Source organism: Pseudonocardia sp. TMWB2A (assembly GCF_017312135.1).
In genome coordinates this window covers 288,040-309,113 of the sequence record NZ_QKQY01000002.1, presented here as the reverse complement: position 1 = coordinate 309,113, position 21,074 = coordinate 288,040, and the positions used below count along the sequence as shown (strand labels likewise).

At 75.3% G+C, this 21,074-nt stretch carries 25 protein-coding genes; 18 read left to right on the top strand and 7 right to left on the bottom strand.

The genetic code is table 11. From position 1 onward, the window contains the following. The first annotated feature begins 7 nt into the window (after positions 1 to 7). The 5 genes from hisB to hisH all read left to right on the top strand — a co-directional run bounded on the left by hisB (position 8) and on the right by hisH (position 4,294). On the top strand, positions 8 to 607 hold the full coding sequence (hisB, locus tag DMP17_RS15815; protein WP_062404576.1) for an imidazoleglycerol-phosphate dehydratase HisB: 600 nt from the start codon (positions 8 to 10) through the stop codon (positions 605 to 607). Positions 608 to 643: 36 nt separating this feature from the next. After that, positions 644 to 1,696 carry an LLM class flavin-dependent oxidoreductase gene (locus DMP17_RS15810; RefSeq protein ID WP_337829915.1) on the top strand — a complete coding sequence of 351 codons (1,053 nt, stop codon included), beginning with the start codon at positions 644 to 646 and terminating at the stop codon, positions 1,694 to 1,696. A gap of 53 nt (positions 1,697 to 1,749) precedes the next feature. Further along, on the top strand, positions 1,750 to 2,556 hold the full coding sequence (locus DMP17_RS15805; protein WP_226356262.1) for a helix-turn-helix domain-containing protein: 807 nt from the start codon (positions 1,750 to 1,752) through the stop codon (positions 2,554 to 2,556). Between the two features lie 188 nt (positions 2,557 to 2,744). Further along, complete coding sequence (locus DMP17_RS15800) at positions 2,745 to 3,524, top strand: SDR family NAD(P)-dependent oxidoreductase (protein WP_337829914.1); 780 nt, start codon at positions 2,745 to 2,747, stop codon at positions 3,522 to 3,524. A gap of 134 nt (positions 3,525 to 3,658) precedes the next feature. Next, complete coding sequence (gene hisH, locus DMP17_RS15795) at positions 3,659 to 4,294, top strand: imidazole glycerol phosphate synthase subunit HisH (RefSeq protein WP_226356270.1); 636 nt, start codon at positions 3,659 to 3,661, stop codon at positions 4,292 to 4,294. On the opposite strand, the gene DMP17_RS15790 is transcribed toward hisH, so the two are convergent. The 3 genes from DMP17_RS15790 to DMP17_RS15780 are packed head-to-tail and all read right to left on the bottom strand — an operon-like array spanning position 4,284 to position 6,550. Further along, a complete protein-coding gene (locus DMP17_RS15790) occupies positions 4,284 to 4,988 on the bottom strand; it encodes a hypothetical protein (protein ID WP_337829913.1) in 705 nt (234 codons plus the stop codon). The two genes, hisH and DMP17_RS15790, sit on opposite strands and share 11 nt — an antisense overlap. Before the next feature lie 55 nt (positions 4,989 to 5,043). Continuing rightward, a complete protein-coding gene (locus DMP17_RS15785; protein ID WP_226356272.1) occupies positions 5,044 to 5,730 on the bottom strand; it encodes an SDR family NAD(P)-dependent oxidoreductase in 687 nt (228 codons plus the stop codon). 37 nt (positions 5,731 to 5,767) lie between these two features. After that, positions 5,768 to 6,550, bottom strand: a complete 783-nt coding sequence (locus tag DMP17_RS15780; protein ID WP_226356273.1) for a DNA-formamidopyrimidine glycosylase family protein — start codon at positions 6,548 to 6,550, stop codon at positions 5,768 to 5,770. A gap of 37 nt (positions 6,551 to 6,587) precedes the next feature. Here DMP17_RS15780 and priA point away from each other — a divergent pair, with 37 nt between their 5' ends. Genes priA through hisI form a run of 3 tightly spaced genes read left to right on the top strand, consistent with a single transcriptional unit; the run spans position 6,588 to position 8,490 of the window. Then, positions 6,588 to 7,337 carry a bifunctional 1-(5-phosphoribosyl)-5-((5-phosphoribosylamino)methylideneamino)imidazole-4-carboxamide isomerase/phosphoribosylanthranilate isomerase PriA gene (priA, locus tag DMP17_RS15775; protein ID WP_226356274.1) on the top strand — a complete coding sequence of 250 codons (750 nt, stop codon included), beginning with the start codon at positions 6,588 to 6,590 and terminating at the stop codon, positions 7,335 to 7,337. Continuing rightward, positions 7,337 to 8,110 carry an imidazole glycerol phosphate synthase subunit HisF gene (hisF, locus tag DMP17_RS15770; RefSeq protein ID WP_226356275.1) on the top strand — a complete coding sequence of 258 codons (774 nt, stop codon included), beginning with the start codon at positions 7,337 to 7,339 and terminating at the stop codon, positions 8,108 to 8,110. Before priA ends, hisF begins: the two co-directional genes overlap by 1 nt. After that, positions 8,107 to 8,490, top strand: coding sequence for a phosphoribosyl-AMP cyclohydrolase (hisI, locus tag DMP17_RS15765; RefSeq protein ID WP_226356276.1), 384 nt, complete (start codon positions 8,107 to 8,109; stop codon positions 8,488 to 8,490). The genes hisF and hisI overlap by 4 nt, the downstream gene beginning before the upstream one ends. A gap of 71 nt (positions 8,491 to 8,561) precedes the next feature. Here the strand turns inward: hisI and DMP17_RS15760 are convergent, their stop codons facing one another. Next, on the bottom strand, positions 8,562 to 8,951 hold the full coding sequence (locus DMP17_RS15760; RefSeq protein ID WP_226365618.1) for a hypothetical protein: 390 nt from the start codon (positions 8,949 to 8,951) through the stop codon (positions 8,562 to 8,564). Between the two features lie 90 nt (positions 8,952 to 9,041). Further along, the gene (locus tag DMP17_RS15755; RefSeq protein ID WP_226356278.1) at positions 9,042 to 9,959 is read right to left on the bottom strand and encodes an oxygenase MpaB family protein; all 918 of its coding nucleotides are present in this window, start codon (positions 9,957 to 9,959) and stop codon (positions 9,042 to 9,044) included. 195 nt (positions 9,960 to 10,154) lie between these two features. On the opposite strand from DMP17_RS15755, the gene DMP17_RS15750 reads away from it, so the two are divergent. Next, complete coding sequence (locus DMP17_RS15750; RefSeq protein ID WP_337829912.1) at positions 10,155 to 10,823, top strand: response regulator transcription factor; 669 nt, start codon at positions 10,155 to 10,157, stop codon at positions 10,821 to 10,823. On the opposite strand, the gene DMP17_RS15745 is transcribed toward DMP17_RS15750, so the two are convergent. After that, positions 10,781 to 11,428 (bottom strand): TetR/AcrR family transcriptional regulator, encoded by a 648-nt coding sequence (locus DMP17_RS15745; RefSeq protein WP_337829911.1) that lies wholly within the window; start codon positions 11,426 to 11,428, stop codon positions 10,781 to 10,783. The genes DMP17_RS15750 and DMP17_RS15745 overlap by 43 nt on opposite strands. A gap of 57 nt (positions 11,429 to 11,485) precedes the next feature. Here DMP17_RS15745 and DMP17_RS15740 point away from each other — a divergent pair, with 57 nt between their 5' ends. From DMP17_RS15740 to DMP17_RS15715, 6 genes are all read left to right on the top strand, one after another. Beyond that, positions 11,486 to 13,105: an anthranilate synthase component I gene (locus DMP17_RS15740; protein ID WP_226356281.1), complete on the top strand. Its 1,620-nt coding sequence runs from the start codon at positions 11,486 to 11,488 to the stop codon at positions 13,103 to 13,105. Next, positions 13,102 to 13,752: a Trp biosynthesis-associated membrane protein gene (locus tag DMP17_RS15735; RefSeq protein WP_226356282.1), complete on the top strand. Its 651-nt coding sequence runs from the start codon at positions 13,102 to 13,104 to the stop codon at positions 13,750 to 13,752. Before DMP17_RS15740 ends, DMP17_RS15735 begins: the two co-directional genes overlap by 4 nt. 49 nt (positions 13,753 to 13,801) lie before the next feature. Further along, positions 13,802 to 14,671, top strand: coding sequence for an indole-3-glycerol phosphate synthase TrpC (gene trpC / locus DMP17_RS15730; protein ID WP_308016717.1), 870 nt, complete (start codon positions 13,802 to 13,804; stop codon positions 14,669 to 14,671). A gap of 3 nt (positions 14,672 to 14,674) precedes the next feature. Beyond that, on the top strand, positions 14,675 to 15,607 hold the full coding sequence (lgt, locus tag DMP17_RS15725; RefSeq protein ID WP_226365615.1) for a prolipoprotein diacylglyceryl transferase: 933 nt from the start codon (positions 14,675 to 14,677) through the stop codon (positions 15,605 to 15,607). Further along, on the top strand, positions 15,604 to 16,242 hold the full coding sequence (locus tag DMP17_RS15720; protein WP_337829910.1) for a DUF2461 domain-containing protein: 639 nt from the start codon (positions 15,604 to 15,606) through the stop codon (positions 16,240 to 16,242). The genes lgt and DMP17_RS15720 overlap by 4 nt, the downstream gene beginning before the upstream one ends. 224 nt (positions 16,243 to 16,466) lie before the next feature. Then, positions 16,467 to 17,498, top strand: a complete 1,032-nt coding sequence (locus tag DMP17_RS15715; protein WP_226356285.1) for a M28 family peptidase — start codon at positions 16,467 to 16,469, stop codon at positions 17,496 to 17,498. Positions 17,499 to 17,532: 34 nt separating this feature from the next. On the opposite strand, the gene DMP17_RS15710 is transcribed toward DMP17_RS15715, so the two are convergent. Then, positions 17,533 to 17,883 carry a VanZ family protein gene (locus DMP17_RS15710; protein ID WP_226356286.1) on the bottom strand — a complete coding sequence of 117 codons (351 nt, stop codon included), beginning with the start codon at positions 17,881 to 17,883 and terminating at the stop codon, positions 17,533 to 17,535. 111 nt (positions 17,884 to 17,994) lie between these two features. On the opposite strand from DMP17_RS15710, the gene pyk reads away from it, so the two are divergent. Genes pyk through DMP17_RS15695 form a run of 3 tightly spaced genes read left to right on the top strand, consistent with a single transcriptional unit; the run spans position 17,995 to position 21,069 of the window. Next, entirely contained in the window at positions 17,995 to 19,419 is a 1,425-nt protein-coding gene (pyk, locus tag DMP17_RS15705) for a pyruvate kinase (protein WP_226356287.1), read from the top strand. Between the two features lie 25 nt (positions 19,420 to 19,444). Next, positions 19,445 to 20,362 (top strand): acyl-CoA thioesterase, encoded by a 918-nt coding sequence (locus tag DMP17_RS15700; RefSeq protein WP_226356288.1) that lies wholly within the window; start codon positions 19,445 to 19,447, stop codon positions 20,360 to 20,362. Further along, complete coding sequence (locus DMP17_RS15695; RefSeq protein ID WP_226356289.1) at positions 20,359 to 21,069, top strand: dienelactone hydrolase family protein; 711 nt, start codon at positions 20,359 to 20,361, stop codon at positions 21,067 to 21,069. The genes DMP17_RS15700 and DMP17_RS15695 overlap by 4 nt, the downstream gene beginning before the upstream one ends. Positions 21,070 to 21,074: the final 5 nt, after the last annotated feature.

The window sequence follows — 21,074 nt, the reverse complement described above, 5'->3', positions numbered from 1 at the left end:
CGACAAGGTGAGCCGCATCGGACGCGTCGAACGCGTCACCAAGGAGACGCGCATCGTCGTCGAGATCGACCTCGACGGCACCGGGCGCACCGACATCGCCACCAAGGTCCCGTTCTTCGACCACATGCTCGACGCGTTCGGCAAGCACGGCAGCTTCGACCTGTCCGTGCACGCCGAGGGCGACATCGAGATCGACTCCCACCACACCGTGGAGGACGTCGCGATCGTGCTGGGTCAGGCGATCCGCCAGGCGCTGGGGGACAAGAAGGGCATCCGCCGCTTCGGCGACGCCTGGATCCCGATGGACGAGGCCCTCGCCCAGGCCGTCGTCGACGTCTCCGGCCGGCCCTACACCGTGTGCACCGGCGAGCCGGAGATGATGCGCGGCTTCGTCGTCGGCGGGCACTACCCGACCGTGCTGAACAAGCACGTGTTCGAGTCCCTGGCCTTCCACGGGCACCTCGCCCTGCACGTCCGGGTGCTCGACGGCCGCGACCCGCACCACATCACCGAGGCCGAGTTCAAGGCCGTCGCCCGGGCGCTGCGGGCCGCGACCGAGCCCGACCCGCGGGTGACCGGGGTGCCGTCCACCAAGGGCGCCCTCTGAGGGAATGTTGAGCCTTCAACTTCTGTTGGACAGGGCATGACGAAGATCGGGTTCCTGTCGTTCGGGCACCACGGGGAGGTCCCCGGGTCCCGGACCCCCACCGCCGCCGACGCGCTGCGCCAGACCGTGGAGCTGGCGCGCGCCGCGGAGGACATCGGCATCGACGGTGCCTTCGTGCGCGTGCACCACTTCGAGCGCCAGCTGGCCGCCCCGTTCCCGCTGCTCGCGGCGATCGCGGCGACCACCAGCCGGATCGAGATGGGCACCGGCGTGATCGACATGCGCTACGAGAACCCGCTCTACATGGCCGAGGAGGCCGCCGCGACCGACCTGCTCTCCGGCGGGCGGCTGCAGCTCGGCGTGAGCCGGGGGTCGCCCGAGATCGCGCTGAACGGCGCCGAGGCCTTCGGGTACCGGCCCGCCGACGGGCAGACCCACGCCGACGCCGCCCGCGCCAAGGCCGAGGTGTTCCTCGCCGCGATCCGCGGTGCCGGGGTGGCGCCCGCCGACCCGTCCCGCACCCGCGGGCGGCACGTCGCGCTGCCGGTGCAGCCGCAGTCCCCGGGCCTCGGCGACCGCATCTGGTGGGGCGCGGGCACCCGGGCCACCGCCGAGTGGGCCGCGACCCAGGGCATGAACCTGCAGAGCTCGACGCTGCTCACCGAGGACACCGGCGAGTCGTTCGACCGGCTGCAGGCCGAGCAGATCCTGCGCTACCGCGAGGCCTGGGCCGCCGCCGGGCACGAGCGCACCCCGCTGGTGTCGGTGTCGCGCAGCGTCATCCCGGTCACGACCGACCTCGACCGCCGCTACTTCGGGGAGCGCGGCGAGGACGACCAGGTCGGGATCCTCGACGGCGCCCGGTCCCGGTTCGGCCGCAGCTACGTCGGCGACCCGGATCGGATCGCCTCCGAGCTCGCCGAGGACGTCGCCGTGCGGGAGGCGGACTACGTGCTGTTCACCGTGCCCAACCAGCTCGGTGTGGAGTACAACGCGCACCTGCTGCGCTCGATCGCCGAGCGGGTCGCCCCGGCGATCGGCTGGGCGCCGGCCGGTCACCAGGTCGCGGCGGCGGTCACCGGCAGCTGAGGCGGGCCGGGCACCGGGGCGGGCCGGGGGCGCGGGCGTCCTAGGGTGGGTCCGTGGCCGGACCCACTGCGCTGAGCACCTACCTGCAGGCGCGGCGGGCGCTCGTCGCCCCCGCCGAGGTCGGGCTGCCCGGCACCGGCCCCCGGCGCACCCCGGGGCTCCGCCGCGAGGAGGTGGCGACGCTGGCGGGCATCAGCGTCGACTACTACGTGCGGCTGGAGAAGGGGCGCGACACCAACCCGTCGGCCCAGGTCCTCACCGCGCTCGCCCGCGTCCTGCAGCTCGACGCCGCGGCCACGGCCCACCTGCACGGGCTCGTCCGGCCGGGGGAGCCGGACACCTCCGGCCCGGCCGGGGAGGAGGTTCCCGAGGGCAGCCGGCTGCTGCTCGACGCCGTCGGCCTCCCCGCGTTCGTCGAGAGCCGCGCCTTCGACGTGCTCGCCGCCAACGCGGCGGCCGGGGCGCTCTCCCCGGCGATCCGCCCCGGCGCCAACCGGCTCCGCTCGATGTTCCTCGACGACGCCGAGCGCGCACTGCACCCGGACTGGGACCGCGACGCCGCGACGATGGTGGCCGAGTTCCGGGCGTCGCTCGGTCCCGACCTGACGACCCCCGCCGTCGCCGCCCTGGTCGAGGAGCTGTCGGCGGCGAGCGCGACGTTCCGCGAGGTCTGGCGACGCCACGACGTCGACCTGCTCACCGGCGCCGTCGTGCGCTGGGAGCACCCACGGGCCGGGGCCCTGGCGCTGCGCCGGGTCAACTACCCGGTCCCGGGCACCCGGGGCCAGGTACTGGTCGTGTACTTCGCCGCACCCGGCGGCGACGACGCCGACCGCCTCGCCGACCTCACCCCCGGCTGATCGCGGGTCCGCGCGAAGATCCGTCCCTCGCGCGCGTCCGGACGCACGCGGACCGCGGATCTGCACGCGCACCGCGGATCACCGGGTGGGGGGCCCTGCGAGGACCCCGAACGACGGGGCCTGTGCACCCGCCCCGGCCGGGCCAGGCTGGTGGGGTCAGCACCGACCCTCCCGGAGGAACGACACCCGTGAGCACCCTCGCCCTCGTCACCGGCGCCACCTCCGGCATCGGCCGGGCCTTCGCCGAGCGCCTCGCCGCCGACGGGTACGACCTGATCGTCGTCGGACGTGACACCGCGCGCCTCGCCACGTTCGCCGCCGGGCACCCCGGCCACGACGTCGAGACCGTCACCGCGGACCTGTCCACCGACGCCGGCATCGACCGGGTCGCCGGCCTCGCCGCCGAGCGGCCCCTGGACCTGCTGGTCAACAACGCCGGCGTCGCCCACTACATGCCGCTCGCCGACCTGCCCGCGGCCCGGGCCCGGGAGCTGCTCGGCGTCAAGGTGATCGCCCCGACGATGATCTCCCGCGCCGCGGTCGGCCCGATGGTCGCCCGCGGGGGCGGCGCCGTCGTCAACGTCGCCGGCATGATCGCCTTCAGCGGTCCCGCGCCCGCCGCGGCCGGGCCGCCGCGCGCGGTCTACGGGGGCGCGCTGGCCCACCTCGTGGCCTTCTCCCAGCTGCTGGCCACCGAGGTCGCCGACGCCGGTGTCCGCTTCCAGGTCCTGTGCCCCGGTGTGGTGGCCACCGAGTTCCACACCCGTCAGGGCCTGGACCTGAGCGCCGTCCCGCGGATGAGCCCCGAGGACGTCGTCACCGCCGGTCTGCGGGGGCTCGAGCTCGGCGAGGTGGTGTGCGCCCCGGGTGTCGAGGACGCGGGACTGCTCCGGTCCGCGGCCGAGGCGGGGCTCGCCGCGTTCGCCGGACAGAGCACGGAACTGGCGACGCGCTACCGCATGGTCTGACCCCGCACCCGTCGGCATGATCATCAGTACCTCGGCGCTGCCACCGCCGGCCCGAGCAGCGACCGGGTACTGATGATCACTGCGCCGCCCCCGGGCCGCGGGGAGCCGCGCAGGGTGGCGACTACGCTGGTCGCGTGGCACGCATCGTCGTCCTCGACTACGGCTCCGGGAACCTGCGCTCCGCCGAGCGCGCCCTCGAACGCGTCGGCGCGGACGTCACCGTGACGTCCGACTTCGACGCGGCGACCGAGGCCGACGGTCTCGTCGTCCCCGGGGTGGGCGCCTTCGCGGCGTGCATGCAGGGCCTGCACGCCGTCCGCGGCCCGCAGATCATCGGGCGTCGCCTCGCCGGCGGCCGCCCTGTCCTCGGGATCTGCGTCGGCATGCAGGTCATGTTCGAGCGCGGCGTCGAGTTCGACGAGGACACCGAGGGCTGCGGCGAGTGGCCCGGCACGGTCGAGCGGATCCAGGCCGACGTGCTGCCGCACATGGGCTGGAACACCGTCCGGACCCCGCAGGACAGCACCCTGTTCGCCGGGCTCGACGCCGACACCCGCTTCTACTTCGTGCACTCGTTCGGCGTCCGGCGCTGGACCCTGGAGCCCTCGCACGCGATCGCCCCGCCGAAGGTCACGTGGACCCACCACGGCGAGGACGTCGTCGCCGCGGTGGAGAACGGGCCGCTGTCGGCGACCCAGTTCCATCCGGAGAAGTCCGGCGACGCCGGCGCCGCGGTCCTGGAGAACTGGCTGCGGTCGGTCAAGGGCTGACACCGACCACGACGCCGCCGCCGTCGAGCCGGGCTTCCAGCTCGCCGATGCGGCCGTCGCGGCCGATGCAGGTCACCACGACGGCGGGACCGCTGCCGAGGTCGGCGACGAGCAGGCGGGTGGTCTCCGCTGCGGGCACACCGACGGTGCCGGGGGCCCGTGCGACCACCTCCGCGACCGGTCCCGGCGCGAGGTCGTTGAGGTCGACGGTGCGCTGTGCCGGGTCCCGGGCGAGCGGTCGGTCGGTCGTGACCACGCCCAACCCGTCGTCGGAGTCCCAGACGTAGGTGCGGGTGCGGGTGGGCCGGCCGGGGTCGGCCGTCTGCACGGTTATCCGGTCCGCGCCGTACACCGCGACCCGGTCGACGACCGTGCTCCCGGTCGCGCGGCGGACGTCGTCGACGAGGCGGGTCAGCCCCTCCTCCGTGCGGAGGTCGGTGGCCGGCGCGGAAACGGCGGGAGCCGGGTCGCGGACCGGCCCGAAGTCGATCTGCTGGGCCTGGACGTGCAGCCAGACCCGTCCGACGACGAGGATCACCGCAAGAGAGATCAGCCTGCCGAGCCACGAGGCCGGTCCGTACCGTCGCCTCCGGTACTCGGCGATCTCGCGCCGGTCCGGGGCCGACGGCAGGAACGGCGGTCCGACACGAGGCGCGGTCCGGTCGGCGCGCGTACGGGCACGGGGGAAGGGCATGGCGGGGAGTGTGGCCGTGCTCGCGCGCCGCCACGGCCGTTCCGCGGAACGCACCTCAGCCCAGCGCGTACTCCCCGGAGCGCAGGTCGAAGGTCACCGTCCGCCGGTCCGAGCGCAGCGCCTCGAGCACCTGCCCGACGAGCGTCGCGACGTCGGAGCCCGCGGCGATCCCCGACGGCACCGTCCCGGCGACGGCACGGTCGGCGAGCCCGGTCTCGATGTGCGGCGGCCGCACGTCGAGCACCCGCACGCCCTGCTTGCGCACGCCACCGCGGGTCGCGGTCAGCCACGCCGACAGCGCCGCCTTCGACGCCGAGTACGCCGCCATCCCCGGCGTCGGCACGTCGGCCAGGATCGCCGAGATCATCGCGAGCGTGCCGCCGGAGTCGGTGAGATGCGGGAGCGCGGCCCGGCCGATCGCCATCGGGGCCTGCGCGTTGACGGTCAGCAGGTGCTCGGTGACGACGTCGTTCTCCGACTCCTCCCCGAACCCGGCCACCCCGATCGCGACGATCACCAGGTCCAGCCCGCCCAGGGCGTCCGCGGCCTCGTCGACGACGGCGGCGCAGCGCTCCAGGTCGAGTGCGTCGAAGGTGAACGTGGGCTCGCCGTCGGCCCCGGAGGGTTCGGTGCGGCCCGCCGGCGCGAGTGTCGCGCCCTGGTCGCGCAGCGCCTCGGTGAGCGCGCCGCCCAGCACACCCGTCGCCCCGACCACCAGCGTCCGCGCCCCGGAGAGTTCCATGATCCGACGGTAGGGCGAACCGGCGACGGCCGCGCGCTCACCGCTGGCAGCGCGGGCACCACCAGGTCTCGCGGCCGTGCGGGGTGCGCTCCGGCGGCGTGAACGCCACCGCGGTGCCGCAGCGCAGACAGGGTCGCCGGTAGCGGCCGTAGACGAAGTGCCGCGGCCGGACCCGCCCGGTGGTGTTCTGCGCGGGGTTGCGCACGACGGCGTCGCGCAGCAGCGCGCGGCCGTGCCCGAGGAGCGCGCCGGGGTCGTCGACCGCGGAGCACGCCCGCCACGGCGAGACCCGCTCCAGGAACAGCAGCTCCTGGGCCCACATGTTCCCCAGCCCGGCGACGACGCGCTGGTCCAGCAGCGCCGCCAGCACCGCCCGGCCGGGGTCGGCGCGCAGCCGGGCGAGGGCCGCGTCGCCGTCGAAGGTGCCGCCGAGCAGATCCGGGCCCAGGTGCCCGACGACGGTGTGCTCGTCGCGGGTCGGGAGCACCGCCAGCACCGGCAGCCCGATCCCGGCCACGGTGCGGCCGTCGACGAGGTGCAGCGCGATCCGCAGGTCGGCCGCGACGGCACGGGGGAGCCGCCTCCCGGGCCGCAGCACCGACCACCGCCCGGACATCCGCAGGTGCGAGTGCACTGTCCAGCCGCCCGCGGTGCGGGCCAGCAGGTGCTTGCCGCGCGGCACCCAGCCGGTGATCTCCTGCCCGGCGAGGTCGGCGCCGGCGAAGCGGGGGTGGCGCACGTCCGAGCGTGCGACCACCGCGCCCGCGGTGGCCGCGTCCAGCCGCGCCGCGAGCCGGAAGATGCTGTCCCCCTCGGCCACCCCCGGAGGCTACGAGCGGCGCGGATACGCTGGCGCGGTGAGCTTCACGTTGCTTCCCGCGGTGGACGTCGTCGACGGGCAGGCCGTCCGGCTGGTGCAGGGCGAGGCCGGCACCGAGACCGGCTACGGCTCGCCCCTGGAGGCGGCCCTGAACTGGCAGTCCGGCGGCGCCGAGTGGGTCCACCTGGTGGACCTCGACGCCGCGTTCGGGCGCGGCTCGAACGCCGAGCTGCTGGCCGAGGTCGTCGCCCGGCTCGATCTGCGGGTCGAGCTGTCCGGCGGGATCCGCGACGACGAGTCCCTCGACCGTGCGCTCTCGACCGGCGCGGCCCGGCTCAACCTGGGCACCGCCGCGCTCGAGCAGCCCGAGTGGTGCCGCAAGGTCCTCGCCGAGCACGGCGAGAAGATCGCGATCGGCCTCGACGTCAAGATGATCGACGGCAGGCGCCGGGTCGCCGGGCGCGGCTGGACCTCCGACGGCGGCGACCTCTGGGAGGTCCTCGCCCGCCTCGACGCCGACGGCGCCACCCGCTACATCGTCACCGACGTCTCCAAGGACGGGACCCTGCAGGGCCCGAACGTCGAGCTGCTCACCGAGGTCGCGAAGGCCACCACCGCCCCGGTGATCGCGTCCGGCGGGATCTCCGAGGTCGCCGACCTGGTGCGGCTGGCCGAGGTCGCCGCGACCGGGGTGAACATCGAGGGGTCGATCATCGGCAAAGCGCTCTACGCGGGCCGGTTCACCCTGCCCGAGGCGATCGAGGCCGTCGGCGCGGTGAGCGCCTGATGGGCGTCGCGGTCCGCGTCATCCCCTGCCTGGACGTCGACGCCGGGCGCGTGGTGAAGGGCGTCAACTTCAAGGAGCTCCGCGACGCGGGCGACCCGGTCGAGATGGCGCGGGTCTACGACGCCGAGGGCGCCGACGAGCTGACCTTCCTCGACGTCACCGCGTCGTCGTCGGAGCGCGGCACCATGATCGACGTGGTGCGCCGCACCGCCGAGCAGGTGTTCATCCCGCTGACCGTCGGCGGCGGCATCCGCACCCCCGACGACGTCGACCGGATGCTCCGCGCGGGCGCGGACAAGGTCTCGGTGAACACCGCCGCGATCGCCCGGCCCACGCTGCTGCACGAGATGTCGCGGCGCTTCGGCAGCCAGTGCATCGTGCTGTCGGTCGACGCCCGTCGCGTCCCCGAGGGCGAGCAGCCGCAGCCGTCGGGCTGGGAGGTCACCACGCACGGCGGGCGCCGCTCCGCCGGGATCGACGCCGTCGAGTGGGCGCAGCGCGGCCAGGAGCTCGGCGTGGGGGAGATCCTGCTCAACTCGATGGACGCCGACGGCACCCGCGCCGGGTTCGACCTGGAGATGCTGACCGCGGTCCGGAAGGTCGTCGACGTCCCGGTGATCGCCTCCGGCGGTGCCGGCGCGGTCGAGCACTTCGGCCCGGCCGTGCGCGCCGGGGCGGACGCGGTGCTCGCCGCCAGCGTGTTCCACTTCGGACAGCTCCGGATCGGCGAGGTCAAGGACGCGCTGCGGGGCGAGGGGGTCGAGATCCGATGACCGCACAGAGCGTGCGCCTGTCCGCGGCCGAGTCCGCGCTGGACCCGGCGGTCGCGGCCCGGCTCAAGCGCGACGCCGACGGCCTGGTCTGCGCCGTCGTCCAGTCCCGCGCCGGTGAGGTGCTGATGGTCGGCTGGATGGACGACGAGGCGCTGCACCGCACCCTGACCACCGGCCGGGGGACCTACTGGTCGCGGTCGCGGCAGGAGTACTGGGTCAAGGGCGGCACGTCGGGGCACGTGCAGCACGTGCACGAGGTCCGGCTGGACTGCGACGGCGACGCGGTGCTCGTCGTCGTCGACCAGGAGGGGCCGGCCTGCCACACCGGGACCCGGACCTGCTTCGACACCGACGTCCTGCTGGTCAGGGACGGAGAATGAACACCGACGTCCTGCTGGTCAGGGACGGAGAATGAACACCGACGTCCTGCCGGCCGGGGACCGACTCCGGCTCAGCTCCCGAGTGCGCCGAACAGCCCGGCGAGCTGGCCGGTGTCGACGTACTCCTCGATCCGGGTGACCAGCCCGTCGTCGCCGACGTGCACGGCGAGCGCGGCCGGCGCCCGGAACGCGGTGCCGTCGGGCAGCGTCCCCGCGACGACGTAGCGCGCCCACGAGATCCCGCCGGTCACCGGCTGGGCGCGGACGTCACGGAACCCGAAGTCGGGGACCGCCGCGCGGATCGCCCGCACGCTGTCCATCGTGTCCGGCACCGTCGGCGCCTCGACCTCGTCGAAGGAGTGCCAGGTGACGGCGCCGGCGGCGAACAGCCCGTCGCCCGGGTCGACGGCGTCGAGGGCCGCGACCACCCGTCCGGCGTGCGTCCTGTCGGTCGTGGTCATCGGACCTCCGGTGCTCGGCACGCCGCGCCCGTCGCGCCGCCTGTACCGGCACCGTGCCGGACCGGCCCGGCCGCGGCAAGGTCCGCGGGCTCAGGGATGCGCCGGCGGCATCGGGGGCGGCTGGGCCGGGGCGGAGGTGACCCACCGGATCCCGGCGGTGACGGCGTGCCCACCGGCCCGCACGACGGTCGCCTCGGCGACGGGCAGCCACGGCAGCCGCAGCGGCATCCGCGTCCAGCGCGGCATCAGCCCCACCGACGCGGCGGCCAGCACCGAGTACGGCACCCGTGCGGCGAGCGGTAGCGGCGGCTCCCACAACAGGAACCGGGCGGCGTCGCGGGCCGCGGGGGTCCCGGCCAGCTCGGGCCGGTACCCGTCGAGCTGCGCCCGCAGCTCCGCGGTGGACTCCGGCGGGTCGGGCACGCCCAGCTCACGGGCGACGCGTGCGGCGTCGGCGACGTAGGCGTCGCGGCCCGCGGCGTCGAGCGGGGTGCTGCCGTAGCGGTCGTGCGCGGCGAGGAAGCTGTCGATCTCGGCGATGTGCACCCAGCGCAGCAGGTGCGGGTCCGACGCCGAGTAGGGGCGCCCGTCCGGCGCGGTCCCGCGGACGTGGACGTGGGCCCGCCTGATCCGGGCGATCACCCGCTCGGCCTCCTCGGCCGGGCCGAACGTCGTCGCGGCCAGGAAGTACGAGGTGCGCTGCAGCCGTCCCCACGGGTCGCCCCGGAACCCGGAGTGCCCGGCGACCCCGGCCATGGCCAGCGGGTGCAGTGACTGCAGCAGCAGCGCCCGCAGCCCGCCGACGAACATCGACGCGTCGCCGTGCACGGTGCGGATCGCGGCGTCCTCGGCGAACCAGCGCGGGCCCTCGGCGCCGAGGACGCGGGCGCGGCGGCCGGAGCCCTCGTCCCCGGCGACCCGGCTGAACACCGCCGAGCCGATCCGCGAGCGCAGGGCCGCGAGCCGGTCGGTGACGGCGTCGGGGAGCCGGGCGGACAGATCGACCATGGCCCCAGTGTGCGGTCGCACCCCGGCCGCGGCCACCGGGTCGGCGGCCTCCGGCGGTCCCGAGGGCGGGACGGCTGCGGCAGCCGGGTGACAGTCTTGCTCCCGTGGTGGCGTGCTCACCGGCCGCTCGGCGAGGCGGTGCGGGGACACGCCGACGGGCGCGGTAGGACGGTGACCGGCGTACGGAGGGGAGCGATGACGAGCGACGTGAGCGTCGGGGTCCTGCTGGCCGACCCGGAGGAGCCGGTCCGCACCGGGCTGCGCGCGGTGCTCGACGCCGACCCCGGCATCACCGTCCTCGGCGAGGCCGCCGACGGCGACGCGGTCCCCGGCCTGGTCACCCGGCTGCGGCCCGAGGTCGTGCTGGCCGACGTCCGCATGCCCGCCGTCGACGGCGGCACCGCGGCCCGGGCGCTGCTGCGCCGCCCCGGCCCGCCCCGGGTGCTGGTCCTCACCACCTTCGGCCACGACCGGTACGTCCTGGACGCGCTGTGCGCCGGGGCCGGTGGCTTCCTGCTGAAGCGGACCCCGCCGCGCGACGTGGTCCGGGCCGTGCACACCGTCGCCGCGGGCGAGTCGCTGCTGTTCCCGGCGGCGGTGCGCGAGCTCGTGGCCGGGTTCGCCACCGACGACGGCGACCGGCTCGCCGCCGCCGGGCTGACCGCGCGGGAGGGCGGGGTGCTGCGGCTGATGGCGCGCGGGCTGTCCGACGCCGAGATCGCCGGGGAGCTGGCGCTCGGCGTGGGCACGGTGACGACCGACGTCGCCGCGGTGCTGGCCAAGACCGGGTCGCGGGGCCGGACCCAGGCCGTCGTCGCCGCCTACTCCTCGGGGTTCGTCGACCCCAGGTTCCCGGTCAGGTAGCGCTGCACGGTGGGCCCGACCGCGGCGACGACGTCCTCGCGCGGTGCCGAGGCCAGCGGCTCCAGCCGCACCACGTAGCGCATCATGCCGAGCCCGATCAGCTGGGAGCCGACGAGCGCGCCCCGCTCGTCGGGCCGGTCGGGGGAGTGCGCCCGGGTGACCGGGCGCAGGATCGCGCCGCCGACGAACTCACGCAGCATCCGGGCAGCGATGTCGTGACCCGCGACGCTGCGCAGCACCGCCGCCATCGGGGCGCCGCCGCCGGTGTCCCAGACCGTCAGGAACCCCCGCACGATCCGCTCGCCGACCCGGTCGGCCTGGCCGTCCAGCACCATCCGCCGGATCTGTGCGGGGTCGACCGGCAGGTCCAGCGCGGCGAGGAACAGCTTCTCCTTGCCGCCGAACCAGTGGTTCACCATGGCCGGGTCCACCCCGGCGCGCTCGGCGATCCGGCGGACCGTGGCGCCGTCGAAGCCGCGGTCGGCGAACTCGGCGCGGGCGGCCGCGAGCAGCCCGGCCCGGGTGTCCGCGCCGCCGGACCGGCGGCCACGACGCCGTGGCGACGCCCCCGGGTCCGGGGGTGCGGTGGCGCTCGGTTCGGTCATGCGCCCCATCCTCACCCGCGCGAGGGCGGCCGTCACTGCTCGGGGACAATGAGTCGCATGACCCAGCGGACCCAGAACGCATCCGGTGGCGCGACGACGACCGGGGCCCCCGCCCCCGCGGTTCCCGCGGCCGCCGCCCTGGGCGCGGTGAGCCCCACCCGTGAGGAGTTCCGGGAGCTGGCCCGCGCGCACCGGGTCATCCCGGTGACCCGGCGGCTGCTGGCCGACGACGAGACCCCGGTCGGGGTCTACCGCAAGCTCGCGGGCGGGACCGCGGGCACGTTCCTGCTGGAGTCCGCCGAGAACGGCCGGTCCTGGTCGCGGTGGTCGTTCGTCGGGGCCCGCAGCGCCGCCGCGCTCACCGCCGTCGACGGCGAGCTGGTCTGGACCGGGGAGGTCCCCGACGGCCTGCCCACCACCGGCGACCCGCTCGACGCGCTGCGCACCGTGGTCACCGAGCTGCACTCCGAGCCGCTGCCCGGGCTCCCGCCGCTGACCGGCGGCATGGTCGGCTACCTCGGCTACGACATCGTCCGCCGCGTCGAGCGCATCGCCGACCCGGACGACCCGGCCGTCGACGACCTGGCGCTGCCCGAGCTGGTCATGCTGCTGGCCACCGACCTGGCCGCGCTCGACCACCACGAGGGCACCGTCACCCTGATCGCGAACGCGATCAACTGGGACGCCACCGACGAGCGCGTCGACCAGGCCTACGACGACGCCGTCGCCCGGCTGGACCGGATGACCGGCGAGCTCGCCGTGCCCGCGCCCAGCTCGGTCGCGGTGTACACCCCGACCCGCCCGGAGTTCCTCCGCCGGCGCACCCCCGAGCAGCACCACGCCGCGATCGAGGACGCCAAGGAGCAGATCCGCGCCGGCGAGGCGTTCCAGATCGTGCTCTCGCAGCGCTTCGAGATGGAGTGCGACGCCGACCCGCTCGAGGTCTACCGGATCCTGCGCACCACGAACCCGAGCCCGTACATGTACCTGCTGCGTCTGGACGACGCGGCGGGCGGGCCGCCGTTCTCCATCGTCGGGTCCAGCCCGGAGGCGCTGGTCAGCGTGCTCGACGGGCGCGCCACCACGCACCCCATCGCGGGCACCCGCTGGCGCGGCGCGACCGACGAGGAGGACCAGCTCCTGGAGAAGGAGCTGCGCGGCGACGAGAAGGAGCGCGCCGAGCACCTGATGCTCGTCGACCTCGGCCGCAACGACCTGGGCCGGGTGTGCGAGCCCGGCACGGTGACCGTGCGGAACTTCTTCGAGATCGAGCGCTACAGCCACGTCATGCACCTGGTGTCGACGGTGACCGGGCTGCTGCGCGGCGACCGCACCGCGTTCGACGCCGTCGTCGCCTGCTTCCCGGCAGGCACCCTGTCCGGGGCGCCGAAGGTGCGGGCCATGCAGGTCATCGACCGGCTGGAGCCGACCCGGCGCGGCCAGTACGGCGGCATCGTCGGCTACCTCGACTTCGCGGGCAACGCCGACACCGCGATCGCCATCCGCACCGCGATGATCCGCAACGGGACCGCGTACGTGCAGGCGGGCGGCGGGATCGTCGCCGACTCCGACCCGGCCGCGGAGGACATGGAGTGCCTGAACAAGGCCCGGGCGGTGCTCTCGGCCGTCGCCGCGGCCGGGTCCATGTCACCCCCGCCGGCCCCGGGCAGCGCGTGACGGCGCCCGGCGACGACGGGGCCGCCGCGCCCGCGGCGGACCGCACCGACCGGCGGGCACTCGGCCTGACCGTGCTCGGCCTGCTGCTCGGCGCCGGGGCGCTGTGGGGCGCCGGGGCGGCCGAGTGGTTCGTGCTGGAGGTGCCCACCGCGACCCGCGGCACCGTCGAGCTCGGCGCCACCGGCGCGCAGCTGCAGCCCGCGGTCACCGCGGTCGCGGCGCTGCTGGTGGCGGCCGTCGCCGCGCTGGTCGCGCTGTCCGGGATCGCCCGCCGCGTGCTGGGCGTGCTGGTCGGGCTCGCCGGGGCGGCCGCGGTGGTGCTGACCCTGCGGCTGGTCGCCGTGCCGCCGTCGGCGGTGGAGCTGGCCTCGGCCCGTTCCGGGCTGACCGCCCCGAACGCCCCCGCGGGCTCCGGCGCGGTCTCGGCGACGCCGTGGCCCTGGCTGGCCGTCGCCGGCGGGGTCGTCGCGCTCGCCGCGGCGGTGCTGCTGGTGGTCCGCGAGCCGCGGCTGCCGCGGCTCGGCGCCCGGTACGCCGCACCGGGGACGCAGGCGGCCACGACACCGGCCGACCCCGACCGGGCGGCCTGGGAACGGCTCGACGCCGGCGGCGACCCGACCGTCGGCCCGCGTGAGGGGGAGAACTAGCATGACCTCGACGTCCGGGCGACGCGCGAGCGGAGGAGGAGTCGGCCCTGTGAGCACTACGGGCACTGCCGGTACTGCCGGACACCCGAACGGGACACCGGGTCGCGTACCCAGCGTCCTCGAGTCCATCGTGGACGGGGTCCGGGAGGACCTCGCCGAGCGCGAGAGCGTCGTCGACTTCGCCGAGATCAAACGGCGGGCCGCGGCCGCGCCGCCGCCGCGGGACGCGATGGCGGCCCTGCGCGAGCCGGGTGTCGGCGTCATCGCCGAGGTGAAGCGGGCCAGCCCGTCGAAGGGGTCGCTCGCCGACATCCCCGACCCGGCCGACCTCGCCGATGCCTACTCCGCCAACGGCGCGCGGGTGATCAGCGTGCTCACCGAGCAGCGCCGCTTCGGCGGCTCGCTGGCCGACTTCGACGCCGTCCGCGCCCGGGTCGACACCCCGCTGCTGCGCAAGGACTTCGTCGTCACGCCGTACCAGGTGCACGAGGCCCGTGCGCACGGCGCGGACGTCGTGCTGCTGATCGTCGCCGCGCTGGAGCAGCCGGTGCTCGCCTCGCTGCTGGACCGCGTCGAGTCCCTCGGGATGACCCCGCTGGTCGAGGTGCACACCGAGGAGGAGTGCGACCGCGCCCTGGAGGCCGGCGCCACCCTGATCGGCGTGAACGCCCGCAACCTGCACACCCTCGAGGTGAACCGGTCGGTCTTCGGTGAGATCGCGCCCGGGCTGCCGTCGCACGTGCTCAAGGTCGCCGAGTCCGGCGTCCGCGGCCCCGGTGACCTGCTCACCTACGCGGGCTGGGGTGCCGACGCGGTGCTGGTCGGCGAGGGCCTGGTGACCAGCGGTGACCCGGCGGCCGCGGTCCGCGGGCTGGTCGCGGCCGGGTTCCACCCGTCCTGCAGCCGCAACGGCGGCTGAGCCGTGCTCGTCACGCTCGCCGCGGCGCTCCCGACGTACATCCCCAGCCCGGACCGCGGTGTCTGGCACCTCGGCCCGATCCCGATCCGGGCGTACGCGCTGTGCATCATCGCCGGCATCGCGGTCGCCCTGTGGTGGGGCGAGCGTCGGCTGCAGGCGCGCGGCGGGCGGGCCGGGACGGTGCTCGACGTCGCGGTGTGGGCGGTGCCGTTCGGCCTGCTCGGCGGGCGGCTCTACCACGTCGCCACCGACTGGCGGACCTACTTCGGCCCCGGCGGCAACCCGTGGGGTGCGCTGGAGATCTGGAACGGCGGGCTCGGGATCTGGGGCGCCATCGCGCTCGGCGGGGTCGGGGCCTGGATCGGCTGCCGCCGCCACGGCGTCCCGCTGCCGCTGTTCGCCGACGCGGTCGCGCCCGGCATCATCGTCGCCCAGGCGATCGGGCGGCTCGGGAACTGGTTCAACCAGGAGCTCTACGGCGGCCCGACCACCCTGCCCTGGGGCCTGGAGATCTACCGCCGCGTCGACCCCGCGACCGGGCTGGACGACCCGCTCGGCGGCGTCGCGCTCGACCCGACACCGATCGCGGTCGTGCACCCCACGTTCCTCTACGAGCTGCTGTGGAACCTCGTCGTCGCCGCGCTGATCGTGCTGGCCGACCGCCGGTTCCGGCTCGGCCACGGCAAGGTGTTCGCGCTCTACGTCGCGGGCTACACCCTCGGCCGGTTCTTCATCGAGCTCATGCGTACCGACCCGGCGACCCGCGTGTTCGGCGACGTCCGGATCAACGTCGTCGTCGCGGCCGTCGTGTTCGTCGGGGCGGTGCTCTACGTCGCGTTCGCCCGGCGCGGCCGCGAGGAGTACGTCGCGCCCGAGCCGGAGGACACCACCGCGCCCGGGGAGCAGGGCAAGCCCCAGGAGCACGAGGACGCGTGAGCGCGTTCGCGGGCTTCGGCGACGGCGCCGTCGAGTTCTACGACGGCCTGCTCGCCGACAACTCACGGGCGTACTGGACCGACCAGCGCGAGGTCTACGAGACCGACGTCCGCGGCCCGATGACGGCGCTGCTCGCCGACCTCGAACCGGAGTTCGGGGCGGGCAAGGTGTTCCGGCCCTACCGCGACGTGCGCTTCGCCGCGGACAAGACGCCGTACAAGACCCACTGCGGCGGCTTCGCCGAGCCGTTCTACGTCGAGGTGTCCGCGGACGGGATGCTCGCCGCGGGCGGCTACTACTACATGGCGCCCGACCAGCTGACCCGCTACCGCGAGAGCGTCGACGACGGGCGCCGCGGCGAGGACCTGCGGGCCCGGCTCGACACCGCCCGCGCTGCCGGGCTCACCGTCGACGGCCAGACGCTCAAGACCCGCCCGCGCGGCACCGACCCTGGCCACCCGCGGCTGGACCTGCTGCGACACAAGGGGCTCTACGTGTCGCGGAGCTGGCCGCCGGACGACGTGCTGCACGGCCCGCGGGCCCGGGACCGGGTCCGCACGGTGTGGCGGGCCTCCCGCCCGGTCACCGAGTGGCTCGACGACCACGTCGGCCCCAGCGAGCTCCCGCGCCGCTGACCCGCCGCGGCCGCGCCGCCGCCGCGCCGTCGGGTCGGTCGTGCCGCCGCCGTGCCGCCGCGCTGTCGCCGGGTCGTGTCACCGTGCCGCGCCGACGGTCCGGGCGGCGCCGGGCGGGTTTCCGTGACACGGTCGACAACCTGCGCGGTGATCCGGACGACGGCCGGGGTACGAACACCGCGGACGGGCCGACGCGGTCCGGGTCGACGCACGGGGGAGTGGGCATGGGAGTGCAGGGGCGGACGCGGGGCCGGCGCACCCGTGACGGGCTGCTGGCGCTGGTGACGGCGGCGTTCGTCGTCGCCGGGTGCACCGCCGCCGGGCCCGCCACCGCGCCGCCGCCCGCCGGGGCGCTGTCCCAGCAGGTCACCGGCGCCGCGACCGGCGAGGCAGCGGTGCCGCACCTGCGGGCCCTGGAGCGCATCGCCGACGACAACGGCGGCAACCGCGCCGCCGGGACGCCCGGCTACGACGCGACGGTCGACTACGTCGCCGGCGTGCTGCGCGACGCCGGGTTCGACGTCACCACCCCCACCTACGACGCCGGGGACGGTCGCGAGCTGCGCAACGTCGTCGCCCGCACCCGCGGCGGCGACCCCGCCCGGATCGTGCTCGCCGGCGCCCACCTCGACTCCGTGCGGGCCGGCCCCGGCATCAACGACGACGGCAGCGGCATCGCCGGGCTGCTCGCCGCGGCGACCGCGCTCGGCCCGCAGCCGGGCGTCGGCGCCACCGTCTCCTTCGGCTTCTGGGGCTCGGAGGAGGACGACCTGCAGGGCTCGACCGGCTACGTGCGGTCCCTGTCGGAGGAGGAGCGCGAGCACCACCTGCTCTACCTCAACGCCGACATGCTCGGCTCACCCAACGGCGGCTACTTCGTGCAGGGCGGCCGCGGCGAGGACGACGAGGAGCGGGGCCCGTCCGGGTCCGGCGTCGTCGCCTCGGTGCTGGCCGAGGAGCTGGCCGCGGCGGGCGCCCCGCAGCCCGAGACCATCGGCCTCTACGGCGACGACGACGGCCCCTTCGCCGAGGTCGGCATCCCGGTCGCGGGCGCGGTCACCGGCGACGAGGACACCAAGTCCCGCTCCCAGGCCCAGCTCTGGGGCGGCGAGGCGGGCCGGGCCTACGACGGCTGCTACCACTCGGCCTGCGACCGGATCGGCAACGTCGACACCGTGAAGCTGGACCGCTACACCCGCGCGATCGCGGCGACCCTGGCCCGTTTCGCCGACGCCACCCAGCGCCCCTCCGGCTGAGCCGGCCCGCCCGGCGGTGTGGGGACGGTCGGCCTCAGAGCCGCGAGGACGACGTCCGCCCCGGGCGCCGCCGCGCCACCAGTGCGGCCAGCCCCACCCCGAGTACCGCCCCGGCGACGTCGACGAGCGCGTCGAGGACGTCCCCGCTGCGCCCGATCGGCAGCAGCGCCTGCGCGACCTCCGACGCCGCGGCGTAGACGACCAGCCCGCCCAGCAGCGGCCACACCCGGATCCCGGCGGCCCGCCCGGTCCACGCCAGCAGCGCGAACAGCAGCAGGTGGACGACCTTGTCGGTGCCCGGAGGTGCCGTCGGGACCCCGGACGCCGGGGTGAACAGGACCACCAGGCTCAACAGGACCGACAGGACGAACGGCTGGACGCGCACGCCCCCAGTCTGCTCCACCGGTGACCGCCGGGATGAACACCGTCGAACCGGACGCCGACAGGCCGGGTTCCCGTCGTCCTGATCGTTCCAGACAGCGCTACCCTGATAGCCGTGACACGTCGAACCAAGATCGTCTGCACCATCGGTCCGGCCACGGCGACCCCGGACCGGATCCGTGACCTCGTGGAAGCGGGCATGGACGTGGCCCGGCTCAACTTCAGCCACGGGGACCGCGCCGACCACAAGCGCGTCTACGAGATGGTCCGCGACGCCGCCGACTCGACCGGGCGCGCCGTCGGCATCCTCGCCGACCTGCAGGGCCCGAAGATCCGGCTCGGCCGCTTCACCGACGGGCCCACCGAGTGGGCGACCGGCGAGGAGGTGCGGATCACGGTCGACGACGTGGCCGGCACCCGCGACCGGGTCTCCACCACCTACAAGGGCCTCGCCCAGGACGCCCAGGTCGACGACCGGATGCTCGTCGACGACGGCAAGGTCGGCCTGCGGGTCGTCGCCGTCGACGGCAACGACGTGGTCTGCCGGGTCACCGAGGGCGGCCCCGTCTCGGACAACAAGGGCCTGTCGCTGCCCGGGATGAACATCTCGGTGCCCGCGCTGTCGGACAAGGACATCGCGGACCTGGAGTTCGCGATGTCGCTGCGGGTCGACGTCGTCGCGCTGTCGTTCGTGCGCAGCCCCGCCGACATCGACCTCGTCCACAAGATCATGGACAACACCGGCGCCGGCCGCGTCCCGGTGATCGCGAAGCTGGAGAAGCCGGAGGCCGTCGACAACCTCGAGGCCGTCGTGCTCGCCTTCGACGGCATCATGGTCGCCCGCGGTGACCTGGGCGTGGAGCTGCCGCTGCAGAACGTGCCGCTGGTGCAGAAGCGCGCGGTGCAGATCGCGCGGGAGAACGCCAAGCCGGTCATCGTCGCGACCCAGATGCTGGAGTCGATGATCACCAGCTCGCGCCCGACCCGCGCCGAGGCCTCCGACGTCGCGAACGCCGTCCTCGACGGCACCGACGCCGTGATGCTGTCCGGTGAGACCAGCGTCGGCCGCTACCCGATCAAGACCGTGCGGACGATGGCCGAGATCGTCGAGGCCGTCGAGGCGGGCCCGGCCGACGTGCCGCCGCTCAACCACGTGCCCCGCACCAAGCGTGGCGTGCTGTCCTACGCCGCCCGCGACATCGGCGAGCGGCTCTCGGCGCGGGCGCTGGTCGCGTTCTCCCAGTCCGGTGACACGGTGCGCCGCCTGGCCCGGCTGCACACCCGGCTCCCGCTGCTGGCGTTCACCCCGGAGCCCGCGGTGCGCAGCCAGCTCGCGATGACCTGGGGCGTCGAGACGTTCCTGGTCGACAAGGTCGACTCGACCGACGCGATGATCCGCCAGGTCGACCACGCGATCCTGTCGATCGGCCGGTTCAAGCCGGGTGACCTGGTGGTCGTCGTCGCCGGGTCGCCGCCCTCCACGGTCGGGTCGACCAACCTGATCCGGGTGCACCGCCTGGGCGAGGACGACCACGCCTGAGGCCGGTTGGGCATACTCACCGACCGTGAGTGCCGATTCCGCAACCGCGCAGACCGCAGCCGACGGTGAACCGCGCGGCCAGGCCGTCCTCGACGACCTGGTCGCGCTGCTGGACCTGGAGCGGCTGGAGGACAACCTCTTCCGCGGGGTGAGCCCGCCGGTGTCGCTGCCCCGCGTGTTCGGCGGGCAGGTCGCGGGCCAGGCGCTGGTCGCCGCGGGCCGCACGGTGCCGGCCGACCGGGGCGTGCACTCGCTGCACGCCTACTTCATCCGGCCCGGGGACCCGAGCATCCCGATCGTCTACGAGACCGAGCGGGTCCGCGACGGCCGGTCGTTCACCACCCGCCGGGTGCTCGCCATCCAGCGCGGCGAGCCGATCTTCTCGCTGTCGGCGTCGTTCCAGCTGCCGCAGAACGGTCTGGAGCACTCCCAGCCGATGCCCTCGGACGTCCCCGCGCCGGACGCCGTCGACGACCTCGGCACCCGCGCCGCCCGCGGCGACGGCGGCTGGATGGCCGGGCTGCCGCGCCCGCTGGACATCCGGCTGATCGACGAGCCGTCCTGGTCGCAGGACCACCCCGGCCCGTCCGACGACCCGATGCGGCTGTGGCTGCGCGCCGACGGCGAGCTGCCCGACGACCCGCTGCTCCACGTGTGCCTGCTCACCTACGCCAGCGACCTGACCCTGCTGGGGTCGGTCGTCGCCCGCCACGACGTGCCCCGGACCGGGCTGCAGATGGCGAGCCTGGACCACGCGATGTGGTTCCACGCGCCGTTCCGGGCCGACGAGTGGCTGCTCTACTCGTGCTTCTCGCCGGCCGCGTCCGGCGGGCGCGGCCTCGCGAGCGGCCGCTTCTTCACCGCCGACGGCCGCCTGGTCGCCACCACCATGCAGGAGGGACTCGTCCGGGTCCCGCGCGCCGGGAGGGACGCACGCCCATGACCGTCGAGTCCGAGATCTCACTGCCCAGTGTCAACGGCGGCAGGCTGCCCGGCTTCCTGGCCCGCCCCGAGACCACCACCCCGGGCCCGGCGATCGTGATGATCTACGAGATCTTCGGGATGACCCCGGAGATGCGCCGGATCGCCCGCGAGCTGGCCCGCGAGGGCTACACCGTGCTGATCCCGGACCTGTTCGCCCGCGGCCGGGTGAAGCCGTTGTGCATCGCCTCGACGGTGGCGACGATGGCCACCGGCCGCGGCGCCGCGCTCGGCGACTGCGAGTCCGCGCGTCGCTGGCTGGCCGACCAGCCCACCGTCGACGCCGACCGGATCGGGGTCATGGGGTTCTGCATGGGCGGCGGGTTCGCGATGCTGCTGTCCCAGAGCGGTCTGTACCGGGTCGCGGTGCCGTTCTACGGCCGCGCCGGCGTCGAGGTGGAACCGGTCTGTCCGGTCGTCGCCAGCTTCGGCGGGCGGGACGCGCAGTTCGCCGACGGCTACCCGCAGCGCCTGGAGGCCGACCTGACCGAGCGGGGGATCCCGCACGACGTCGTCGTCTACCCCGAGGCCGGGCACTCGTTCATGACGCGCACGCCGGGTGTGAAGGGTGCGGTGGCGCGCCGGACGCCGCTGCACGCGGAGTACCACGAGCCGTCGGCGACGGACGCGACGGAGCGGGTGCGGGCCTTCCTGCGCGACCACCTGTAGCCGGG

What these genes read in the sequence shown, in the direction of transcription:
- DMP17_RS15810 (WP_337829915.1), top strand. Translation starts at nt 644, where the DNA reads ATGACGAAGATCGGGTTCCTGTCGTTCGGGCACCACGGGGAGGTCCCC.
- DMP17_RS15790 (WP_337829913.1), bottom strand. Translation starts at nt 4,988, where the DNA reads ATGCCCTTCCCCCGTGCCCGTACGCGCGCCGACCGGACCGCGCCTCGT.
- DMP17_RS15785 (WP_226356272.1), bottom strand. Translation starts at nt 5,730, where the DNA reads ATGGAACTCTCCGGGGCGCGGACGCTGGTGGTCGGGGCGACGGGTGTG.
- hisF (WP_226356275.1), top strand. Translation starts at nt 7,337, where the DNA reads ATGGGCGTCGCGGTCCGCGTCATCCCCTGCCTGGACGTCGACGCCGGG.
- hisI (WP_226356276.1), top strand. Translation starts at nt 8,107, where the DNA reads ATGACCGCACAGAGCGTGCGCCTGTCCGCGGCCGAGTCCGCGCTGGAC.
- DMP17_RS15760 (WP_226365618.1), bottom strand. Translation starts at nt 8,951, where the DNA reads ATGACCACGACCGACAGGACGCACGCCGGACGGGTGGTCGCGGCCCTC.
- DMP17_RS15755 (WP_226356278.1), bottom strand. Translation starts at nt 9,959, where the DNA reads ATGGTCGATCTGTCCGCCCGGCTCCCCGACGCCGTCACCGACCGGCTC.
- DMP17_RS15750 (WP_337829912.1), top strand. Translation starts at nt 10,155, where the DNA reads ATGACGAGCGACGTGAGCGTCGGGGTCCTGCTGGCCGACCCGGAGGAG.
- DMP17_RS15745 (WP_337829911.1), bottom strand. Translation starts at nt 11,428, where the DNA reads ATGACCGAACCGAGCGCCACCGCACCCCCGGACCCGGGGGCGTCGCCA.
- DMP17_RS15740 (WP_226356281.1), top strand. Translation starts at nt 11,486, where the DNA reads ATGACCCAGCGGACCCAGAACGCATCCGGTGGCGCGACGACGACCGGG.
- DMP17_RS15715 (WP_226356285.1), top strand. Translation starts at nt 16,467, where the DNA reads ATGGGAGTGCAGGGGCGGACGCGGGGCCGGCGCACCCGTGACGGGCTG.
- DMP17_RS15695 (WP_226356289.1), top strand. Translation starts at nt 20,359, where the DNA reads ATGACCGTCGAGTCCGAGATCTCACTGCCCAGTGTCAACGGCGGCAGG.